We start from the raw sequence: 20,163 nt of genomic DNA, 5'->3' as shown, positions 1-20,163 counted from the left end.
ATCGGAAGGTGAGCGACACCGCCCGGGAGGTCGAGGCCCTGCTGTTCGCCGCCGCCGGCCCGCTGACCATCGAAGACCTGGCCCGCCGTCTGCCGGAAGGCGCCGACGTGGAGGGGGCGCTGGCGGAGCTGTCGCGCCTCTATGCGGGGCGGGGCGTGGTGCTGGCCAATGTGGCCGGAGGCTGGCGTTTCCAGACCGCCGAGGATCTCGCCTGGCTGATGACCGAGGAACGCGAGGAGCCCCGGCGCCTGTCCAAGGCCGCCCAGGAGACCCTGGCCATCATCGCCTATCACCAGCCTGTCACCCGGGCCGAGATCGAGGCCGTGCGCGGGGTGCAGGCCAGCAAGGGCACCCTGGACGTCCTCCTTGAGCTGGGCCTCGTGCGGATGCGCGGCCGCCGCCGCACCCCGGGCCGACCGGTCACCTTCGGCACCACGGACGCCTTCCTGGAACACTACGGCCTCGCCAGCCTCGCCGACCTGCCGGGCATGGCCGAGATGAAGGCGGCGGGGCTGCTCAGCCTGGACCTGCCGGCGGACTTCACCGTGCCCAACCCTGCCGCCGAGCCGACCGAGGGCGAAGAGGACGCGCTGGACTTCTCCGAGCCCCCGGAATTCCACGTGGATTTCCTGGCCGAGGACGAGAACCGGGAGTAGGGCGCTTTCGTCGCCGTGGCGTCAGTCCGAACGCCGGACTATATAGGCCCGCGAACGCCTCATTGGGGGGCGAGAGGGAGTAAAGGCCGTATGGGCTCTTTTTCGATCTGGCACTGGCTGATCGTGCTGGTCGTCGTCGCGCTGCTGTTCGGCGGCCGCGGCCGTCTATCGGGAATCATGGGCGACGCCGCCAAGGGCATCCGCGCCTTCCGCGAAGGCCTGAAGGGCGACAGCGAGTCGACTGACGAGGCCAAGCCGCTCCCCAAGGAGCAGGACAAGGATCAGGCGCGCGGCTAAGGCCGCCCGCGGCACCGGAAATTCGGCGCCGGCCCGCTTGATCGCGGCCGGCGCCTGCGTTTAGGCCACCTGCCATGCTTCCCGAGATCGGCGCATCCGAGCTCCTCGTCATCGCCGTCGTGGCCTTGATCGTCGTGGGCCCCAAGGACCTGCCGCTGCTGATGCGGCGGGTTGGCCAGATCATGGCCAAGGTGCGCGGCATGGCCGCCGAGTTTCGGGCCAGCTTCGACGACATGGCCCGCCAGTCCGAGCTGGAGGAACTGCGCAAGGAGGTCGAGGCCATGCGCCGCGGCCAGATCGCAGACCTCGCCATCGGCGACGGCATGAACGAGGCGGCTGCCGACATCGAGAAGAGCCTCTCGGACGTGGGCGTCCAGCTCGGCTCGCCCACCTACGAGTATGCCCAGACTTCCGAGCCGCCCGAGCCTGATCCTGCGCCGACCCTAGCCTCGGCCCCCGTTGCGACGACGGCGGGCGAGGCGGCCGCCAAGCCGGCCCGCAAGCCCCGGGCGGGCCCCGCCAAGCCCAAGGCCGCCAAGACCGGGGGCAAGACCGCTGCGGACGGCGCCAAGACCGCAACCAGGACCGCCAAGCCGCGCGCCGCCAAGAAGGCCGCCGAATGAGCTACCAGGACGAAGAAGCCGAGATCGAGGCCTCCCGGGCCCCGCTGCTGGACCACCTGGTCGAGCTGCGCCAGCGGCTGATCATCTCGGTGGCGGCCGTGGTGGTGGGCTTCATCCTCTGCTTCGCCCTCTCGACGCCGATCTACCAGGTGCTGCTGCATCCGTTCGAGATGGCGGCCCGCCTGTTCGCCGCCCAGCGCTCGGGCCACACCTCCGGGCCCTTCGACCTGCTGTTCGTGGTCATGGGCCTGAAGCAGCTGCCCCAGCTCTCGGGGGCCGAGAACCTGCAGCTGGTGTTCACCGCGCCGCTGGAGTTTTTCTTCACCAAGCTCAAGCTTGCCGGCTTTGGCGCCGTGGTCCTGGCCTTCCCGGTGCTGGCCTGGCAGGTCTACGCCTTCGTCGCCCCCGGCCTCTACCGCCGCGAGCGCAAGGCATTCCTGCCGTTCCTGTTGGCGGCCCCGGCGCTGTTCCTGCTGGGCGCCGCCCTGGTCTATTTCGTGATCCTGCCCTTCGTCCTCTGGTTCTCCCTCAGCCAGCAGATCGTCGGGGCGGGGGCGATCTCGGTGCAGCTGCTGCCCAAGGTCTCGGACTATCTCAGCCTCGTGACCACCCTGCTGCTGGCCTTTGGCCTGTGCTTCCAGCTGCCGGTGGTGCTGACCCTGCTTGGCATGGCGGGGATCGTGGGCTCCAAGGCCCTGCGGGCCGGCCGGCGCTACGCCATCGTCGGCGTCTTCGTGGTGGCGGCCATCGTCACCCCGCCGGACCCGATCAGCCAGACCATGCTCGCCCTGCCCATCGTGCTCCTCTACGAGATCTCGATCTGGTGCGTGGCGCTCATCGAGCGCCGCCGCCGCAAGGACGAGGAAACCCAGGATATCATGCCCGCCTAAACTTGGCGCCCGTTCCGACGCGCTCTAGAGAGAGCCGCTCAAGCGAAGAGCGGCCGCCATGCATGATCTGAAAGCCATCCGCGAGAATCCCGAGCTCTACGAGACGGCGTGGGCGCGGAAGGGATTGTCCGGAAAGGTCGCCGAAATCCTCGACCTGGACGCGCGGCTCCGGGCCGCCCAGACCGCCCTCCAGGCGGCCCAGGCCGAGCGCAACGACGCGTCCAAGACGATCGGCCAGGCCAAGGCCCGCAAGGATGAGGACGAGGCCGCGCGCCTGATGGCCCAGGTGGAGGCGCTGAAGGCCACCCTGGAAGCTCAGGCCGAGGTCGAGCGCGAGACGGGCGAGGCGCTCAAGGCCGTCCTCTCAGCCCTGCCCAACATCCCCGCCGCCGATGTCCCGGTGGGCGCCGATGAGAACGACAACGTCGAGGTCCGCCGCTGGGGCGAGCCGCGCGCCATCGCGGCCCCCAAGGATCACGTGGATCTGGGCGAGGGCCTCGGCCTGATGGACTTCGAGGCCGCCGCCCGCATGAGCGGCGCCCGCTTCGTGGTGCTGAAGGGCCAGCTGGCCCGGCTGGAGCGCGCCCTCGGCCAGTTCATGCTGGACCTGCAGACTGGCGAGCACGGCTACACCGAGGTCTCCCCGCCGCTGCTGGTGAACGATGCGGCCGCCTACGGCACCGACAAGCTGCCCAAGTTCGCCGAGGACCTGTTCGCCACCACCGACGGCCGCTGGTTGATCCCCACCGCCGAAGTCTCCCTGACCAGCCTGGTGATGGACCAGATCGTGGCCGAGGAGGAGCTGCCGCTCCGCTACACGGCGCTTACGCCCTGCTTCCGCTCCGAGGCCGGGGCCTCGGGCCGGGACACCCGCGGCATGATCCGCCAGCACCAGTTCATCAAGTGCGAGCTGGTCTCCATCACCGCCCCAGAGCAGTCCGAGGCCGAGCACGAGCGCATGACCGAATGCGCCGAGGCGGTGCTCAAGCGCCTGGAGCTGCCGTTCCGCACCATGCTGCTCTGCACGGGCGACATGGGCTTCGGCGCCCGCAAGACCTACGATCTCGAGGTCTGGCTGCCGAGCCAGGGCAAGTACCGCGAGATCAGCTCCTGCTCGAACACGGGCGACTTCCAGGCCCGGCGGATGAACGCCCGCGCCAAGAAGGCCGGCGAGAAGGGGACGCGCTTCGTCCACACCCTGAACGGTTCGGGCCTCGCCGTCGGCCGGACCCTGGTGGCCATCCTTGAGAACTACCAGGACGAGGGCGGCCGCATCGCCATCCCCGAGGCGCTGAAACCCTATATGCCGGGCGTCACCCACATCGGCGGGGACGCATGAGGATCCTGATCACCAACGACGACGGCATCCACGCGGACGGCCTGGCGGCCCTGGAGCGGATCGCCGCCCAGCTGTCCGACGACGTCTGGGTCTGCGCCCCCGAATATGAGCAGTCGGGCGCCAGCCGCGCCCTGACCCTGGCCGAGCCGGTGCGCGTGCGCAGCCTGGGCGAGCGTCGTTTCGCCACCACCGGCACGCCCACCGACTGCGTGATGCTGGGCGTCCACGAACTGGTGAAGGGGGCAAAGCCCGACCTCGTGCTGTCCGGCGTCAATCGCGGGGCCAATCTCGCCGAGGACGTGACCATGTCGGGCACCGTGGCCGGCGCCATCGAGGGCATGGCCCTGGGCGTGCCGTCCATCGCCCTGTCGCAGGCGGGCTTCTACGAGGCGGGGGGCAATTTCGACGCCGCCGAGGCCTTCGCCCCCGGGATCATCAAGCGTCTGGTGGAGATCGGCTGGCCGGCCGACGTGGTCATCAACATCAACTTTCCGCACCTGCCCGTGGACCAGATCACCGAGGTGGAGGTCACGCGCCAGGGCTTTCGGGACGTGCATGTGCGCCACGCCGAGCGGCGCACCGATCTCCGCGGCAAGGACTACTACTGGATCGGCTTCCGGCAGGAGCGGTCCAGCCCGCCCGAAGGCACCGACCTGCGGGCTCTCTACGAGGGCAAGATCTCGGTCACTCCGCTGCACATCGACCTCACCCACATGCCTGCGGTCAACGACCTCAAGGGCAGGCTGGGCGGGGCGCCGCCCAAGGTCTGAGAGCGATGGCCGAGCCGGAAGACACCGCCGAGGCCCAGATGGCCCGCCTCATCCTGGCGTTGCGCGCGCAAGGGGTGACCGACGCCAAGGTGCTCAACGCCATCGAGAGCACGCCGCGGCCGCTGTTCACCCAGGAACTGTTCAAGGACCGCGCGTTCGAGGACTCGGCCCTGCCCATCGCCTGCGGCCAGACCATCAGCCAGCCGTTTATCGTCGGCCTGATGACCCAGGCCCTGAAGATCGACCGGCGCGACCGGGTGCTGGAGATCGGCACGGGCAGCGGCTACCAGACCGCGATCCTCTCCAGGCTCGCGCGCCTCGTCTATACGGTGGAGCGCTACCGCACCCTGATGCGCGAGGCCGAGGCCCGCTTCAAGACGCTGGGCCTGACCAACATCATCACCCGCTTCGGCGACGGCGGCGAAGGCTGGCCCGAACAGGCGCCTTTCGACCGCATTATGGTCACGGCGGCGGCGCCGGCGGAGCCCAAGGCTCTGCTCTCGCAGCTCAAGCCGAACGGGATCCTGGTCGCGCCCGTAGGCAAGGGGCCCGTGCAGAGCCTTCGCCGCTATACCGGCGACGGCAAGGGCGGATTCGAGGTCGAGGACCTCATCGATGTCCGCTTCGTGCCGCTCCTCGAAGGCGTGGCCAAGGAACTCTGACAGGACAAAAGGCTGCGGCGGTTTGCGGGTTGGCTGGGGCGCCGGCCCGCCGCCATGATCTCCGACCACGCCCCGATGATTCTTTTCACCGACCCGGAGCGGCGATGACGCATTCCCGAACGCGCCCGATCCTGACCCTGCTGGCTACGAGCGCCCTGGCTGCGGCTCTCACCGCCTGTGCGAGTCCGAATTTCCCGATCGATCCGCCGGTGGTCTCGCCGCCTCCGCCTCCGCCTCCGCCGGGCGCGGGGCCGCGTCCTGCCCCGCGCCCCGAGCCGCCGCCGCGGAGGGAGGAGCCGCCGCCCGAGCTGCCGCGCCGCGCCGAGCCGGTGGAGACGCGCCCGCTCGACTTGCCGCCGCCGCCGGCCTCGCGCCCGTCTCCCGAGCCTCGCCCGCCCGTCCAGCAGCCTGCGCCCCCGCCGCCGCGGCCCACGCCGCCGCCGGAGCCGACCTATCGCACCGTCACCACCCGCACCGTCACCGGCCGCGTGGTCGACGCCGAAGGCAAGCCCGCTGTCTATGAGGTGAAGTCCGGCGACAACCTTGAGCGCATCGCCAAGAAGCTGGGGACCACGGTCGATCAGCTGATCAAGGACAACGACCTCAAGAAGCCGTACGTCATTCACCCCGGCGATAAGCTGAAGGGGCCGAAGAGCACGGCCAAGGCCTATGTGGTGACCGAGGGCGACACCCTGTTCGCCATCTCTCGCCGCTTCACCGTGAGCGTCGACGCCCTGCGCGAGGAGAACAACCTCGGCCGCAACGACACCCTGCGTCCTGGCCAGCGCCTGCGTCTGCCCGAGGGCTTCAAGGACAAGGGGCCCACGGTGACCACCAGCCGGGTGCATGTGGAGACGCCTGCGCCGCGGCCTGCGCCCACGCCCGCCGCGCCGCCACCGCGCGCCGAGCCTCCACGCGCAGAACCCCCGCGTTCCGAACCCCCGCGTTCCGAACCTCCGCGGACCGAGACGCCGCCCCGGGCCACGACCCCGCCGCCCCGTCGGGAGGAGCCGGCGCCGGCCCTGCCGTCCCGGCCGCAGCCGTACCAGCCGAGCACGCCGCCGGCCTCAACTCCGGCGCCGTCGCGGAGCACGCCGCCCTCGACGCCCGCGCCCTCCGCCAGCCGGCCGGTAGTGCCGGGCGCCCCGGTGGCCTCGCCGCCGGTGGCCGACAGCCAGATCTCCAGCATGGGGCGCGGCCGCTTCATCTGGCCGGTGCGCGGCGACATCCTCTCGACCTTCGGTCCCAAGGGGCCGAGCCAGCGCAACGACGGCATCAACATTCGCGCGCCGTCCGGCGAGACGGTGCGGGCCGCCGCCGCGGGCGATGTGGTTTATGCCGGCGACCAGGTGCCGGGCTTCGGCAATCTGGTGCTCATCAAGCACGCCGACGGCTGGGTCACGGCCTATGGCCACCTGGGCCGCATCGACGTGAAGATGCAGCAGAAGGTCGTGCAGGGTCAGCAGATCGGCCAGGTGGGCGTCACCGGCGGGGTCTCCGAGCCGCAGCTGCACTTCGAGGTGCGCTACGCCCCGAATCCCGAGGAACGCGCCCGGCCGGTGGACCCGGCCCTGGTGCTGCCAAGGTAAATCTCCGGAAAGCCCTCCCCGGTGCGGGGAGGGCGCCTTGGCCTAGAGCGGCAGCGGCTTGCCCAGTTCGCCGGCCAGATCGCGGATGAACTGCCAGGCCACCCGGCCCGACCGGCCGCCGCGCATCTGCGCCCACTGCAGCGCCCGGCGCTCCAGGTCCGGCGTCTGCAGGCCATAGCGCTCGGCGTAGCCCTTCACCGCAGACAGGTACGTAGCCTGATCCATGGGCGGGAAGCCGATCCACAGGCCGAAGCGGTCCGAGACGCTGACCTCCTCCTCGGCGTCCTCGTGGGCGGCCACCAAGCCACGATCCTCCTGGTGCCCGCGCGGCATCAGGTGGCGGCGGTTGGAGGTGGCGACGAACAGCACATTGGCCGGCGGCCCCGAGACGCCGCCCTCCAGGGCCGACTTCAGCGCCTTGGCCGCCGCCGCGCCTTCCTCGAACGACAGGTCGTCGCACAGCACCACGAAGCGCTGCGGCCGGGTCCTGAGGTCGTCGAACAGGGCGGGCAGGGCGGTCACCTGGTCGCGATCCACCTCGATCAGCTTCAGCGCTGCATGGTCGGCGGCCACGGCCATGAAGGCGGCCTTGGCGATGGAGCTCTTGCCGGTGCCGCGCACCCCCCAGAGCAGGACGTGGTTGTAGGGCAGGCCTTCAGCGAACCGCCGCAGGTTCTCCACCACCGTGGCCTTCTGCCGGTCCACGCCCACCAGACTGTCCAGGGACAGCGGATAGTCGGGGGCGGAGTGGAAACCGCCGGTGGCCGGATCGTGCCGGAACAGCCGGGCGTCGTCGAACGCCGTTTCGGCCCGGGCAGGGGGCGCCAGGCGCTCCAGCGCCTCGGCGATACGGGTCAGAAGAGGTTTCAGCGCGTCGTCCATCGGCGCGAGCCTTAGCCGCCCGCAGGTTCCATTGCAAAAGCGGGGCGCTGCGCATAGCTTCCGCCGACTTTACGAACGGGGCGCCCAAGACCGTGGCCGCCCCCGCAATCCGGAGAGGCCATGTTCGCCACCCCTGCCTACGCCCAAGCCGCTGGCGGCGCCGCTGCTGGCGGCGCTGAGGCCATGCTGGTCCAGTTCCTCCCGCTCATCGCGCTGGTGGTGCTGTTCTACTTCCTGATGATCCGCCCCCAGCAGAAGCGCATGAAGCAGCATCAGGCGATGCTGGCGGCGCTGAAGCGCGGCGACAACGTCGTCCTCTCCTCGGGCATGAAGGGCAAGATCGTCCGCGTCGAGGACAAGGAAGTCGGCCTTGAGATCGCCCCCGGCGTCACGGTGAAGGTGGTCAAGGCCATGATCGCTGACGTCAGCTCGCGCGGCGAACCCGCCGCCGCCAACGACACCAAGTCCTAAGAGCGAAACCGCCTTCCGATGCTCAACCTCTCGCGCTGGAAGGTTCTCCTCGTCGTCCTGTCGGTCGTTCTCGGCGCGCTCTTCGCGCTGCCGAACCTCCTGCCGGAGCAGACGCGGGCGAGCCTGCCGGGGTTCCTCCCGAAGAAGACCCTGAACCTGGGCCTCGACCTGCAGGGCGGCTCGTACCTCCTGCTTGAGGTCGACCTGCCGGCCCTCCGCGCCCAGCGCGTGACCAACACGGTCGAAGACATCCGCACCACCCTGCGGGAAGCCCAGATCGCCTTCAGCGACCTCGGCGCGGCCGGAGAGGTGATCACGGTCCGGATCAACGATCCGTCCAAGGTCCAGGAGGCCACCCGCCTGCTGCGCAACAGCCTGGGCGCGCCGCTGGCCGGCACCACCGGCGGCCGGGACGTGAACATCTCGGCGCAGGCCGACCAGCGCATCCGCGTCACCTTCGTCGCCGAGGCCATGCAGGCCGAGGCCGCCCGAGCGGTCGAGCAGTCCATCGAGATCATCCGCCGCCGGATCGACGAACTGGGCACCCGCGAGCCCACCATCGTCCGCCAGGGCGCCGACCGCATCGTCGTCCAGGCCCCCGGCGAGAGCGATCCTGAGCGCCTGAAGAACGTCATCGGCCAGACCGCCAAGCTGACCTTCCAGATGGTGGATGAGAGCGCCGACCTCGCGGCCGCCGCCGCTGGCCGGGTGCCTCCGGGCACGCAGGTGCTGCCGGTGGAGGACGGCTCGGCGCCGTTCCTGGTGGTGAAGCGCCGCGCGGTGGTGACCGGCGAGATGCTGACGACCGCAAACCAGGGCTTCCACCCGCAGACGGGCCGCCCCATCGTCGAGTTCCGCTTCAACAGCCAGGGCGCCCGCCGCTTCGGCGACGCGACGACCCAGAACATCGGCAAGCGGTTCGCCATCGTCCTCGACGACAAGATCATCTCGGCGCCGGTCATCAACTCGGCGATCACCGGCGGCTCGGGCTACATCGAGGGCAACTTTACCGCCCAGTCGGCCAACGACCTCGCCGTGCTGCTCCGCGGCGGCGCCCTGCCGACCCGGCTGAATGTCATCCAGCAGCAGACGGTGAGCGCCGAGCTCGGGGCCGACGCCATCAAGGCCGGCCAGATCTCGACGGTCATCGCCTTCATCGCCGTGGTCGCCTTCATGCTCCTGGCCTACGGCCTGCTGTTCGGCGGCATCTCCATCGTCGCCCTGCTGGTCAATGGCCTGCTGATCATCGCCGCCATGAGCCTCACCCAGGCCACCCTGACCCTGCCGGGGATCGCGGGCCTGATCCTGACCCTGGCCATGGCCGTGGACGCCAACGTGCTGATCTACGAGCGCATGCGGGACGAGGTGCGCGCCGGGCGCTCGGTGATCGCCGCCATGGACGCCGGCTTCTCCCGGGCCATGAGCACCATCATCGACGCCAACCTCACGACGCTGCTGGCCGCGGTGCTGATGTTCCAGTTCGGCGCGGGTCCCGTGAAGGGCTTCGCCTGGACGCTCTCCATCGGCGTCGTCACCTCGGTGTTCACCGCTGTCCTCATCACCCAGGTCCTTCTGGCCGTGTGGCTCCGCGCCGCCCGCCCGAAGACCCTGCCGATCGCGTAAGGAGGGCCTGACCCCATGTGGCCCCTCATCAAGATCATCCCGATCAAGACGAACTTCCGGTTCGTCCGCTACGCCAAGATCTGCGCCGTGATCTCCATCGTGGGGATCATCGCGTCGCTGGCCCGCGCCATGCTGCCGTTCGAGCCGCCCTGCGGCGGCCTGAACTGCGGCATCGACTTCACGGGCGGCACCATGATCGAGCTGTCTACTGCTCCGAAGCAGGTCGACCTGGCCGCCGCCCGGGCGGCCGTGGGCGGTCTCGAGGTTGGTGATCCCCAGGTGCAGGGCGTGGGCGACGGCACCAAGGCCATGGTGCGCTACCAGCCGCCGGCCGGCGCCGATCCCGAGCAGGTGGGGGCGCAGGTCCGCGCGGCCCTGACCGACGCTCTCGGCGAGGTCAGCTTCGAGGCCCCGAACGTCATCGGCGGCAAGGTGTCGGGCGAGCTTTTCCAGAGCGGCCTCATGGCCCTCGGCCTCGCGATCCTGCTGATGCTCGTCTACATCTGGTTCCGGTTCGAGCTGCAGTTCGGCATCGGCGCCGTGGTGGCCCTGTTCCACGACGTGCTGCTGACCTTCGGGGTAATCGCCTTCTTCAACCTCGAGTTCAGCCTGAACACTGTGGCCGCGGTGCTCACCGTCATCGGCTATTCGATGAACGACACCGTCGTGGTGTTCGACCGGCTCCGGGAGAACCTGCGCAAGTACAAGCGCATGCCCCTGGGCGAGCTGATCGACCTGTCGATCAACGAGACCCTGTCGCGGACCATCATCACCGGCGTCACCGCCATCCTGGCCCTCACCGGCCTGGCGATCTTCGGCGGCTCGACCCTGATCGACATGTCGCTGGTGCTGATCTTCGGCATCGTCATCGGCACCTATTCGTCGATCTATGTGGCCGCCCCGGTGCTGCTGCTGTTCGGCGTGCGGCGCGGCCAGGACGAGGCCGAGCCGCTCCAGCCCGCCGGCGCCCAGCCGTAAGATGGCCCGCAACGCTCCCTCGGTGGACGCCTACGGCGACGGCGGCTTCCGCCTGGACGGCGTGCGGCACGAGGGTTCGGTGCTGATCCTGGCTGACGAGGCTCACCCCTGGCCGGTCGCGAGCCTCGCCGAGCTCACGGTGGAGAGCCTGGGGGCGGTCCTGGCCGCCGGCCGCACCGAGGTGGAGTTCGTCCTCCTGGGCGTGGGCGTGCGCAACGCCCAGCCGCCGCGGGAGGTGAGGGACGCCCTGCGCCAGGCCGGCATCGGCCTGGAGTTCATGGACACTCCCGCCGCCGCCCGGCTCTACAATGTGCTCACCGCCGAAGGCCGCCGTCTGGCCGCGGCTCTGATCGCCGTCTGAGCCCCTCCCAAGCGTCACCTTTCGGCGTTAGCCGAAACGCCCTATACCTGCGTCCCATAGGGTAGGTATCTCAGGGGCAAACAATGGCTGGACTTCTCGCCAATCTAAGAAACACGCTGATCGTGAGCTTCCTGCTCGCGGTGGTGATCGTGGCCGGTTACGGCATGCACAACGACGCCTGGGACCAGATTTTCTGGCAGGGCGTCTTCCGCTGGCTGCACACCCTGGTCGGCATCCTTTGGATCGGGCTGCTTTACTACTTCAACTTCGTCCAGATCCGGAAAATGCCCGAGATCCCGGCCGAGCTTAAGCCGGCCGTGTCCAAGTACATCGCTCCCGAGGCGCTGTTCTGGTTCCGCTGGGCGGCTCTCGCCACCTGGGTGATGGGCGTGATCCTGGCCTGGAACCGCGGCTTCCTGCTGCAGGCCTTCACCCTGGGCGCCCTCGACGGGTTCCAGGTGGCCCAGCACACCTTCATCGGCCTCGGCATGTGGCTGGCGACGATCATGTTCTTCAACGTCTGGGTCTTCATCTGGCCGGCCCAGAAGATCGCCCTGGGCATCGTCGAGGGCGACGCCGACGCCAAGGCCGCCGCCGGTCGCAAGGCCATGCTGTTCTCCCGCATCAACACCCTGCTGTCGGTGCCGATGCTGGTGACCATGACCATGAACCAGACGATCTTCGGCTGACGTCGCAGGCCAATTCTGCGAGAAGGCCCGCCGCAACCGGCGGGCCTTTTTGTTTCCCATGACCGACGATCTCGACGACCTGATCCGCCGCACCGACCCGGACCGCTGGCTCGCCAGCCGGTTCATCGGCGACGTCCAGGCCCGGGCGGACGTCATCGCCCTCTACGCCTACGACTACGAGCTGGCCCGGGCCCCAAAGGTGGCCTCCACCTCGCTGCTGGGGGAGATTCGCCTGACCTGGTGGCGCGAGGTGCTGGACGAGATGTTCGAGGGCCGGCCGGTGCGGCGCCATCCCACCGCCCAGGCCCTGGCCGACGTGGCCGCCCGCCACGGCCTGCCGCGTGAACCCCTGGAGGCGATGATCGACGCCCGCTACGCCGAGCTGGACAGCGCGCCCTTGTCCGCCGAAGCGGCTCACGACGCCGCCAAGGCCGCTGAAGGCTGCGCCCGGGCGGCGATGATGGTCCTCGGGGCGCCCGCGGAGTCTTCGATGGCGCCGGGCTGGGCGGCCGCCTGGGCTCTGGCGCGGCTGATCGAGGCGGGCCGGGTCGATCCTGCGGCCGTGGACGCCCTGCGGGCCCACGTGCGGCTCGCCCTGGCTGACGCCCGGTCGGTGGAGCGGGACTATCTGAGCGCCGAGGCCTTCCCGGCCATCGCCCACGCCACCCTGGCCCGGGCCTATGCCGCCGGCCGTGCGCCGGGGCCCACGCAGAAGCGCCTGCGCCTCATCTGGGCCGTGGCGCGGGGCCGGATCTGACGCCCGGCCCCGGTCAGGGAATCTATTCCGCCGCGGCCGCCTGGGCGCCGGTCAGCCAGGCCTCGAGATCGGCCAGGGCGCGCTCGCCCACCATCTGCTTCTTCAGCCGGGTCTTTTCCTTGGCGCCGAGGCGCCGGCCCTCGGCGTCGCGCTTGGGCGGGGCGATCGGCGGGATCAGGCCGTAGTTGATGTTCATCGGCTGGAAGCTGCCCGCGCCGCCTTCCAGGTGGCCGCCGGTGATGTGCCCGATCAGCCCGCCCAGGGCCGTGGTCTCCGGCGGCGGGACCGGCGACCGGCCGAGGCGTTCGGCGGCGGCGAAGCGTCCGGCCAGCAGGCCCACGGCCGCGCTCTCCACATAGCCTTCCACCCCCGTCACCTGGCCCGCGAAGCGCAGGCGCGGCTGGGCCTTCAGCCGCAGGGTGCGGTCCAGCAGCCGGGGGCTGTTGATGAAGGTGTTGCGGTGCAGGCCGCCCAGGCGCGCAAAGACGGCCTTCTCCAGCCCGGGGATCATCCGGAACACCTCGGTCTGGGCCCCGTGCTTCAGCTTGGTCTGGAAGCCCACCATGTTCCACAGGGTGCCCAGGGCGTTGTCCTGCCGCAGCTGCACCACGGCATAGGGCTTCTCGTCCGGCTTGTGGGCGTTGGTCAGGCCCACGGGCTTCATCGGCCCGTGGCGCAGGGTCTCGCGACCGCGCTCGGCCATCACCTCGATCGGCAGGCAGCCGTCGAAGTAGGGCACATGCTCCCAGTCCTTGAATTCCGCCTTGGGGGCGGCCAGCAGGGCGTCGATGAAGGCCTCGTACTGGCCCTGGTCCATGGGGCAGTTGATGTAGGCCGCCGCATCGCCGCCGGGACCGACCTTGTCGTAGCGCGACTGGCGCCAGGCCACGTCCATGTCGATCGAGTCGAAATGCACGATCGGCGCGATGGCGTCGAAGAACGACAGCTGGTCCTCGCCCGTCAGCTTCAGGATGGCGTCGGCCAAGGCCGGCGAGGTGAGGGGGCCGGTGGCCAGGATCACGCTGTCCCAGTCCTCGGGCGGCAGGCCGGCGATCTCCTCGCGGACGATGGTCACCAGCGGGTGCGCTTCCAGCTTGGCCGTCACCGCCTGGGAGAAGCCCTCCCGGTCCACCGCCAGGGCGCCCCCGGCGGGCACCTGATGGGCGTCGCCGCAGGCCATGATGATCGAGCCCAGCCGGCGCATCTCGTGGTGCAGCAGGCCCACGGCGTTGCCGGTCCAGTCGTCGGCGCGGAACGAGTTGGAGCAGACCAGTTCGGCCAGGCCGTCGGTCTGGTGGGCGTCGGTTTTGCGGACGGGGCGCATCTCGTGCAGCACGACGGGCACGCCCGCCTCCGCGATCTGCCAGGCGGCCTCCGAGCCGGCGAGGCCGCCGCCCACGACATGGATAGGGGTCATCGACATGGCGGCTGATTAGCAACGAATGACGCGCGCCGCGAGCGGGGCCTTGGCGGCGTGCGTCCGACAGGTCACTTTGAGCGTTCATGAAGGGGCGGTCCGAATCGGCGTCACTCGATCGGGCCAAGGGACGAGAATGGCTGGGTTTTCGCCGACCGACGCGGCGCTCGAAGGGTTCCGCATCGCCCGTGAGCGGCCGCGCAAGCTGCTGGCCGCAAGCCTGTTCATGTTCCTGGTCAGCGTGCTGCAGGTCCTCATTGAGGTGAACATGCCGGCCGAGGCCCGCGAGGCCCTGGCCGCACTCGGCGGGCAGGAGACCCTGGAGCCCGGGCCGTTCTTCGAGGCCATGACCATCCTCTCGCCGCTGCTGCTCTTCAGCCTGCTGATCCAGTGCATGATGGCCGCGGCCATCTACCGGATCCTGCTGCGCGGCCAGACCGGCTCCATCCGCCTGTTCCGCGTCGGCCCGGCCGAGTTCCGGCTGATGGCCCTGGCGATGATTTATGTGGTGCTGTTCGCCCTGCTGATGGGCGGCTTCACCCTGGCCGGCATGATCCTGGTCATGCTCGTCTCCGGGCTCGGGCAGGGGGCCATGATGTTCGTCGGCACCGTGGCCTGGGTGGCGGTGATCAGCGGCGTGGTCTTCATCGCCGTGCGCCTGTCCCTGGCGCCGGTGATCACCTTCGACCGCGAGAAGCTCGCCCTGTTCGATTCCTGGGCCGTCACCGAGGGGCAGTTCTGGCGCCTCGCCGGGGCCTATGTGCTCACCCTGTCGCTGATCGTGGTGGCCTTCTTCGTGGCGGTGCTGCTGTTCCTGCCCGCCGCCGCCATCGGCGTCGTCGCCTCGGGCGGCAGCCTGACGGACCTCTGGCAGGTCTTCGCCATCCCCGAGGAGCCCAGCCTGAAGGCCTACTTCCAGCCCCTGCGGGTGATCTACATGCTGGTATCCAGCGTGTTCAGCGCCTTCTGGTACGCCGTCATCGCCGCCCCCGGCGCCTACGCCTACCGCGCCCTCACCGCCGGCAAGGCGGCCGGCTAGGAAAACCCCTCCCCACGAAGGGGAGGGGATTGCGCCTTACGCCTCCACCAGCGCCTTGCGCCGGGCGGCCTTGCGTTCGCGGTGGCGTTCCAGCAGCTCGGCGAGGTAGCGGCCGGTCCAGCTGCGTTCGTTGGCCGCCACGTCCTCTGGCGTGCCGGCGGCCACGATCTCCCCGCCGCCGTCACCGCCCTCGGGGCCGAAGTCGATGATCCAGTCGGCGGTCTTCACCACGTCGAGGTTGTGCTCGATGACCACCACGGTATTGCCCTGGTCGGCCAGTTCGTGGAGCACCTCCAGCAGCTTCTTCACGTCCTCGAAGTGCAGGCCCGTGGTGGGCTCATCGAGGATGTAGAGCGTCTTGCCGGTGGCTCGCCGCGACAGTTCCTTGGACAGCTTCACCCGCTGCGCCTCGCCGCCGGACAGGGTGGTGGCCTGCTGGCCGACCTTCACATAGCCGAGGCCCACGCGCTTCAGCGTCTCCATCTTCTCGCGGATCGGCGGCACCGCCTTGAAGAAGTCGGCGGCCTCTTCGACCGTCATGTCGAGCACGTCGGCGATGTTCTTGCCCTTGAACATCACCTCCAGGGTCTCGCGGTTGTACCGGCGGCCGTGGCAGACGTCGCAGGTGACGTACACGTCCGGCAGGAAGTGCATCTCGATCTTGATCAGGCCGTCGCCCTGGCAGGCCTCGCAGCGGCCGCCCTTGACGTTGAACGAGAACCGCCCCGGCCCGTAGCCCCGGGCCTTGGATTCCGGCAGGCCGGCGAACCAGTCGCGGATCGGCTGGAAGGCGCCGGTGTAGGTGGCCGGGTTTGACCGCGGCGTACGCCCGATGGGGCTCTGGTCGATGTCGATGACCTTGTCGAAGTGCTCCAGCCCCTCGATGCGCTCGTGCGGGGCGGGGGCGTCCGAGGCGTTGTGCAGCCGGCGGGCGGCGGCCTTGTAGAGCGTCTCGATGGTGAAGGTGGACTTGCCGCCCCCAGACACCCCGGTGATGCAGGTGAAGGTGCCGATCGGGATCTCGCCGGTGATGTTCTTCAGGTTGTTCCCCTTGGCGCCGATCACCCGCAGCATCTTCTTCTTCGAGTAGGGGCGCCGCGCGTCAGGCACGGGGATTTCCCTGGCGCCCGACAGGTACTGCCCGGTGATGCTCTTGGGGTTGGCGATGATCTCGGCGGGCGTGCCCTGGGCGATGATCTCGCCGCCGTGGACGCCGGCGGCCGGGCCCATGTCGATCACATGGTCGGCGGTGAGGATCGCCTCCTCGTCGTGCTCCACCACCAGCACCGAATTGCCCAGGTCCCGCAGACCCTTGAGCGAAGTGAGCAGGCGGGTGTTGTCCCGCTGGTGCAGGCCGATGGACGGCTCGTCCAGCACATACAGCACGCCGGTGAGGCCCGAGCCGATCTGGCTGGCCAGGCGGATGCGCTGGCTCTCGCCCCCCGACAGGGTGCCCGAGGCCCGCGACAGGTTCAGATAGTCGAGGCCCACGTTCACCAGGAACCGCAACCGGTCGTTGATCTCCTTCAGGATCCGCCGGGCGATTTCCATCTGCTTGTCGGTCAGCTGGCCTTCCAGGGCCGTGAACCATTCCCCGGCGTGGCGGATCGACAGGGTAGAGACCTCGCCGATGTGCTTTCCGGCGATCTTCACGGCCAGGGCCTCGGGCTTCAGGCGATAGCCGTTGCAGGCCTCGCAGGGCGTCTCGGACTGGTAGCGGCCCAGTTCCTCGCGCACCCATGAGCTGTCGGTCTCCCGCCACCGGCGCTCGAGGTTCGGCAGCACGCCCTCGAAGGTCTTGCTGACCTCGTACTTGCGGGCGTTATCGTCATAGACGAAGCGGATCTTCTCCTCGCCCGAGCCGTAGAGGATCACCTTGCGGGCGGCCTCGGGCAGCTTCCACCAGGGCTCGTCCATCGAGAAGCCGTAGTGGCGGGAGAGCGCCTGCAGGGTCTGGGTGTAGAGCGGGGAGGGGCCCTTGGCCCAGGGCGAGATCGCGCCCTTGTGCAGGGTGCGCTCCTTGTCCGGCACCACTAGGTCGGCGTCGAAGGCCAGCTTCGCCCCCAGGCCGTCGCACACCGGGCAGGCGCCGTAGGGATTGTTGAACGAGAACAGCCTGGGCTCGATCTCGCTGATGGTGAAGCCCGACACGGGGCAGGCGAACTTCTCCGAGAAGATCAGCCGCCGGGGCTCCTTCTCGCCCGGCGCCACGTCCGCCCATTCCGCCACGGCGATGCCGTCCGCCAGCCGCAGGGCGGTCTCCAGGCTGTCGGCGTAGCGGCCCTCCAGGCCGGGCTTGGCCACCAGCCGGTCCACCACCACGTCGATGTCGTGCTTGAACTTCTTGTCGAGGCTCGGGGCGTCCTCGATGGGATAGAACTCGCCGTCGATCTTCAGCCGCTGGAAGCCGGCCTTCTGCCACTCGGCGATCTCCTTGCGGTACTCGCCCTTCCGGCCTCGCACCACCGGCGCCAGCAGGTAGAGGCGCGTGCCTTCCTCGATGGCTGCGAGCTTGTCGACCATCTGGCTGACGGTCTGGCTCTCGATAGGCAGGCCCGTGGCCGGCGAATAGGGCACGCCCACCCGTGCCCAGAGCAGGCGCATGTAGTCATGGGTCTCGGTCACCGTGCCCACGGTGGAGCGCGGATTGCGGCTGGTGGTCTTCTGCTCGATGGAAATTGCCGGGGACAGGCCCTCGATCAGATCCACGTCCGGCTTGCTCATCAGCTCCAGGAACTGGCGCGCATAGGCCGACAGGCTCTCCACATAGCGGCGCTGGCCCTCGGCGTAGATGGTGTCGAAGGCGAGGGAGCTCTTGCCCGATCCCGACAGGCCGGTGAGCACCACTAGCTCGCCGCGCGGGATGTCGACGCTCACGTCCTTGAGATTATGCTCCCGCGCGCCGCGCACGCGGATGAAGTTCTGGTGGTCGGCCATTGTGCCCCGGAAAACACGCAAGACGCCGCGGAAGCTCCTTTGGGACGGGCCCGTCGGCGAGACCGCTGAATGTAGGTGTCGCGAGTCACCGATAACATAGGAACGCAAGGCGAACATAGTCCCGCCGCGACCTCGGGCCGCAGGCCTGCTGACACCACGCTGGCAACAGGGGTCAGGCGCGCGCCCGCAGCCCCGCCATCACGATGCCGATGAGCCGCCGCGCCGAAGCTTCCCAGCCCGGCTGGTCGAAGCCGTGGCTGATCCCGAACATGGCCCGGTAGACGTCGTCCGCACCGATGTCGGGGCTGATGTCGCCGCCCTCCCGGGCCGCCGCCACCAGCTCTGTGAGGGCGCTGCTGATCGCTGGGCCCGCCGCCGCATAGGACTTGGCCCCCTCGCTTGAGGCGGCGCGCAGGGCCGGGGCGATCACCCGCTTGGCCGACATGTAGTCCACCAGCAGGTGCAGCCAAGCCTCCAGGGCCTCGCCGCCGGGCCGCTCGGCCAGCAGGGCGTCGGCCGAGGCCGAGAGTTGTGCCACCTCCCGCTGATAGACCGCCAGCAGCAGCGCCTCACGGGTAGGGAAGTGACGATAGAGCGTGCCGATTCCCACGCCCGCCCGCCGCGCGATTTCCTCAAGGGGCGCCTCCGCCCCCGCCTCGGTGAACAACGCCTTGGCCGACGCGAGCAGCTGTTCGCGGTTGCGCAGGCTGTCCGCCCGCGGCTTGCGGCCTTTTCCCGATCCCTCGCTCACGCGGGCTCCTTGAAAGCGGAGATGTCCTCCGCATATAAGCGGAGGTCGCCTCCAGTTACATGGCCGATGTATGGCCGGGGCGGCTCCCAGAGACAATCTGGCAGGCCCCCAGCGGAGGACCGTCCCATGAGCGCAGCCGGCAGCCGCGGCCCCTTCGGCGCCGCTTCCACCACTGATGACGTACTTGAAGGCCGCGACCTCAGCGGCAAGCGCGTTCTGATCACCGGCGTCTCGGCCGGGCTGGGCGTCGAGGCCGCCCGGGCCCTCGCGGCTCACGGCGCCGATGTCGTGGGCGCCGCCCGTGATCTCGACAAGGCTCGCCGCGCCACCGTTGAGGCCGGCGTGGCGGCCGAGCGGGGAAGCCTGGAGCTGATCGAACTCGATCTGGCCGATCTCGCCAGCGTCCGCGCCGCCGCCGACCGGCTGGTGGCCGCCGGCCGGCCCTTCGATCTGGTGCTGGCCAACGCCGGGGTCATGGCGCCGCCCTTTGGCCGCACCAGAGACGGCTTCGAGACCCAGTTCGGCACCAACCACCTGGGCCACTTCGTGTTCGTCAACCGCATCGCGCCGCTGCTGCGTGACGGGTCGCGGGTGGTGATGCTCTCGTCCGCCGGCCACCGGTTCTCGGACATCGATCTCGAGGATCCCAACTTCGACCGGGGCGACTACGACCCCTTCGTCGCCTATGGACGCTCCAAGACCGCCAACGCCCTCTTCGCTGTGGAGTTCGATCGTCGCCACAGGGACCCCGGCGTGCGCGCGGCGGCCGTCCATCCGGGCGGCATCCGCACCGAGCTTGGCCGCTACATGACTCCCGAGGTGCAGCAGCGCCTGTTCAAGCAGATCGAGACCGGCCTGCCGGCGGGCCGCTCCTACAGCTGGAAAACCATCCCGCAGGGCGCGGCCACCGGGATCTGGGCTGGGGTCGTCGCCGCCGCCGACGAGGTGGGCGGCCGCTATTGCGAAGACTGCCACGTGGCCGAGGTGCGCGACGGCGACATGAGCGTGCGCGACGGGGTGCGGCCCTACGCCGTCGATCCCGAGCGGTCCAAGGCCCTCTGGGCCCTCAGCGAGAAGCTCGTGGGCGAGCGCTTCTAGGTCGTGGACTCATAAGCTCTGAGCCACAGGCGGGTTGAGGCGAGCAGGACGGCGGCGAGGAAGTTCCTGGCGAGCTTGTCGAAGCGCGTTGCGATCCGCCTGAAGTGCTTGAGCTTGCAGAAGAAGCGTTCGACCTGATTGCGCTGGCGGTAGATCGCCGGCTCGACGGAGCGCTGGACCTTGCGATCCTTCTGGGTGGGGATGTGGGCGCAGCCGCCGCGGGCGCGGACGAGGTCGATGACGGCTTGGGCGTCGTAGCCGCGATCGGCCACCAGCGCCTGAGCGGGCGGCAAGCCGTCGATCAGCGCCTCGACGGCGGCCTTGTCGGAGGCCT

General features: G+C 69.6%; 21 protein-coding genes. 16 read left to right on the top strand and 5 right to left on the bottom strand.

Going from position 1 to position 20,163, the window contains the following annotated elements:
• Positions 1–8: 8 nt before the first annotated feature.
• From scpB to BO64_RS01240, 8 genes are all read left to right on the top strand, one after another.
• Positions 9–656 (top strand): SMC-Scp complex subunit ScpB, encoded by a 648-nt coding sequence (scpB, locus tag BO64_RS01275; protein WP_496401459.1) that lies wholly within the window; start codon positions 9–11, stop codon positions 654–656.
• A gap of 90 nt (positions 657–746) precedes the next feature.
• Positions 747–953 carry a twin-arginine translocase TatA/TatE family subunit gene (locus tag BO64_RS01270; protein ID WP_496401458.1) on the top strand — a complete coding sequence of 69 codons (207 nt, stop codon included), beginning with the start codon at positions 747–749 and terminating at the stop codon, positions 951–953.
• Positions 954–1,027: 74 nt separating this feature from the next.
• Complete coding sequence (tatB, locus tag BO64_RS01265) at positions 1,028–1,576, top strand: Sec-independent protein translocase protein TatB (RefSeq protein ID WP_496401457.1); 549 nt, start codon at positions 1,028–1,030, stop codon at positions 1,574–1,576.
• Complete coding sequence (gene tatC, locus BO64_RS01260; protein ID WP_496401456.1) at positions 1,573–2,466, top strand: twin-arginine translocase subunit TatC; 894 nt, start codon at positions 1,573–1,575, stop codon at positions 2,464–2,466. The genes tatB and tatC overlap by 4 nt, the downstream gene beginning before the upstream one ends.
• 58 nt (positions 2,467–2,524) lie before the next feature.
• Complete coding sequence (gene serS, locus BO64_RS01255) at positions 2,525–3,805, top strand: serine--tRNA ligase (RefSeq protein ID WP_496401455.1); 1,281 nt, start codon at positions 2,525–2,527, stop codon at positions 3,803–3,805.
• On the top strand, positions 3,802–4,575 hold the full coding sequence (gene surE / locus BO64_RS01250) for a 5'/3'-nucleotidase SurE (protein ID WP_496401454.1): 774 nt from the start codon (positions 3,802–3,804) through the stop codon (positions 4,573–4,575). Before serS ends, surE begins: the two co-directional genes overlap by 4 nt.
• Positions 4,576–4,580: 5 nt before the next feature.
• Positions 4,581–5,237 (top strand): protein-L-isoaspartate(D-aspartate) O-methyltransferase, encoded by a 657-nt coding sequence (locus BO64_RS01245; protein ID WP_496401453.1) that lies wholly within the window; start codon positions 4,581–4,583, stop codon positions 5,235–5,237.
• Between the two features lie 104 nt (positions 5,238–5,341).
• Positions 5,342–6,826 (top strand): peptidoglycan DD-metalloendopeptidase family protein, encoded by a 1,485-nt coding sequence (locus BO64_RS01240; RefSeq protein WP_496401452.1) that lies wholly within the window; start codon positions 5,342–5,344, stop codon positions 6,824–6,826.
• Between the two features lie 42 nt (positions 6,827–6,868).
• Here BO64_RS01240 and BO64_RS01235 read toward each other — a convergent pair whose 3' ends face one another.
• Positions 6,869–7,708, bottom strand: coding sequence for an ATP-binding protein (locus BO64_RS01235; protein ID WP_496401451.1), 840 nt, complete (start codon positions 7,706–7,708; stop codon positions 6,869–6,871).
• Positions 7,709–7,828: 120 nt separating this feature from the next.
• Here BO64_RS01235 and yajC point away from each other — a divergent pair, with 120 nt between their 5' ends.
• The 6 genes from yajC to BO64_RS01205 all read left to right on the top strand — a co-directional run bounded on the left by yajC (position 7,829) and on the right by BO64_RS01205 (position 12,587).
• Positions 7,829–8,179, top strand: coding sequence for a preprotein translocase subunit YajC (yajC, locus tag BO64_RS01230; RefSeq protein WP_496401450.1), 351 nt, complete (start codon positions 7,829–7,831; stop codon positions 8,177–8,179).
• Positions 8,180–8,197: 18 nt separating this feature from the next.
• Entirely contained in the window at positions 8,198–9,802 is a 1,605-nt protein-coding gene (gene secD / locus BO64_RS01225; RefSeq protein WP_496401449.1) for a protein translocase subunit SecD, read from the top strand.
• 15 nt (positions 9,803–9,817) lie between these two features.
• A complete protein-coding gene (gene secF, locus BO64_RS01220) occupies positions 9,818–10,780 on the top strand; it encodes a protein translocase subunit SecF (RefSeq protein ID WP_496401448.1) in 963 nt (320 codons plus the stop codon).
• A gap of 1 nt (position 10,781) precedes the next feature.
• Positions 10,782–11,141 (top strand): Mth938-like domain-containing protein, encoded by a 360-nt coding sequence (locus tag BO64_RS01215; RefSeq protein ID WP_496401447.1) that lies wholly within the window; start codon positions 10,782–10,784, stop codon positions 11,139–11,141.
• Between the two features lie 83 nt (positions 11,142–11,224).
• Positions 11,225–11,830 (top strand): urate hydroxylase PuuD, encoded by a 606-nt coding sequence (locus BO64_RS01210; RefSeq protein ID WP_496401446.1) that lies wholly within the window; start codon positions 11,225–11,227, stop codon positions 11,828–11,830.
• 58 nt (positions 11,831–11,888) lie between these two features.
• Positions 11,889–12,587 carry a squalene/phytoene synthase family protein gene (locus tag BO64_RS01205; RefSeq protein WP_496401445.1) on the top strand — a complete coding sequence of 233 codons (699 nt, stop codon included), beginning with the start codon at positions 11,889–11,891 and terminating at the stop codon, positions 12,585–12,587.
• Positions 12,588–12,609: 22 nt separating this feature from the next.
• Here BO64_RS01205 and trmFO read toward each other — a convergent pair whose 3' ends face one another.
• On the bottom strand, positions 12,610–14,010 hold the full coding sequence (trmFO, locus tag BO64_RS01200) for a methylenetetrahydrofolate--tRNA-(uracil(54)-C(5))-methyltransferase (FADH(2)-oxidizing) TrmFO (protein WP_496401444.1): 1,401 nt from the start codon (positions 14,008–14,010) through the stop codon (positions 12,610–12,612).
• Positions 14,011–14,140: 130 nt separating this feature from the next.
• On the opposite strand from trmFO, the gene BO64_RS01195 reads away from it, so the two are divergent.
• Positions 14,141–15,043: a hypothetical protein gene (locus BO64_RS01195; protein ID WP_496401443.1), complete on the top strand. Its 903-nt coding sequence runs from the start codon at positions 14,141–14,143 to the stop codon at positions 15,041–15,043.
• A 36-nt stretch (positions 15,044–15,079) separates the two neighbouring features.
• Here BO64_RS01195 and uvrA read toward each other — a convergent pair whose 3' ends face one another.
• Together uvrA and BO64_RS01185 are read right to left on the bottom strand one after the other, a co-directional pair.
• Entirely contained in the window at positions 15,080–17,980 is a 2,901-nt protein-coding gene (uvrA, locus tag BO64_RS01190) for an excinuclease ABC subunit UvrA (protein WP_496401442.1), read from the bottom strand.
• A 172-nt stretch (positions 17,981–18,152) separates the two neighbouring features.
• On the bottom strand, positions 18,153–18,731 hold the full coding sequence (locus BO64_RS01185; protein WP_496401441.1) for a TetR/AcrR family transcriptional regulator: 579 nt from the start codon (positions 18,729–18,731) through the stop codon (positions 18,153–18,155).
• 126 nt (positions 18,732–18,857) lie between these two features.
• Between BO64_RS01185 and BO64_RS01180 the strand changes: the two genes are divergently transcribed.
• Entirely contained in the window at positions 18,858–19,829 is a 972-nt protein-coding gene (locus tag BO64_RS01180) for an SDR family NAD(P)-dependent oxidoreductase (RefSeq protein WP_496401440.1), read from the top strand.
• On the opposite strand, the gene BO64_RS01175 is transcribed toward BO64_RS01180, so the two are convergent.
• A partial coding sequence (locus tag BO64_RS01175; protein ID WP_496401439.1) for a transposase occupies positions 19,826–20,163 on the bottom strand: 338 nt, incomplete at its 5' end. The two genes, BO64_RS01180 and BO64_RS01175, sit on opposite strands and share 4 nt — an antisense overlap.

The sequence above is a fragment of the Phenylobacterium composti DSM 19425 genome (genome assembly GCF_059568645.1).
This window is presented reverse-complemented; position numbering and strand designations above follow the sequence as displayed.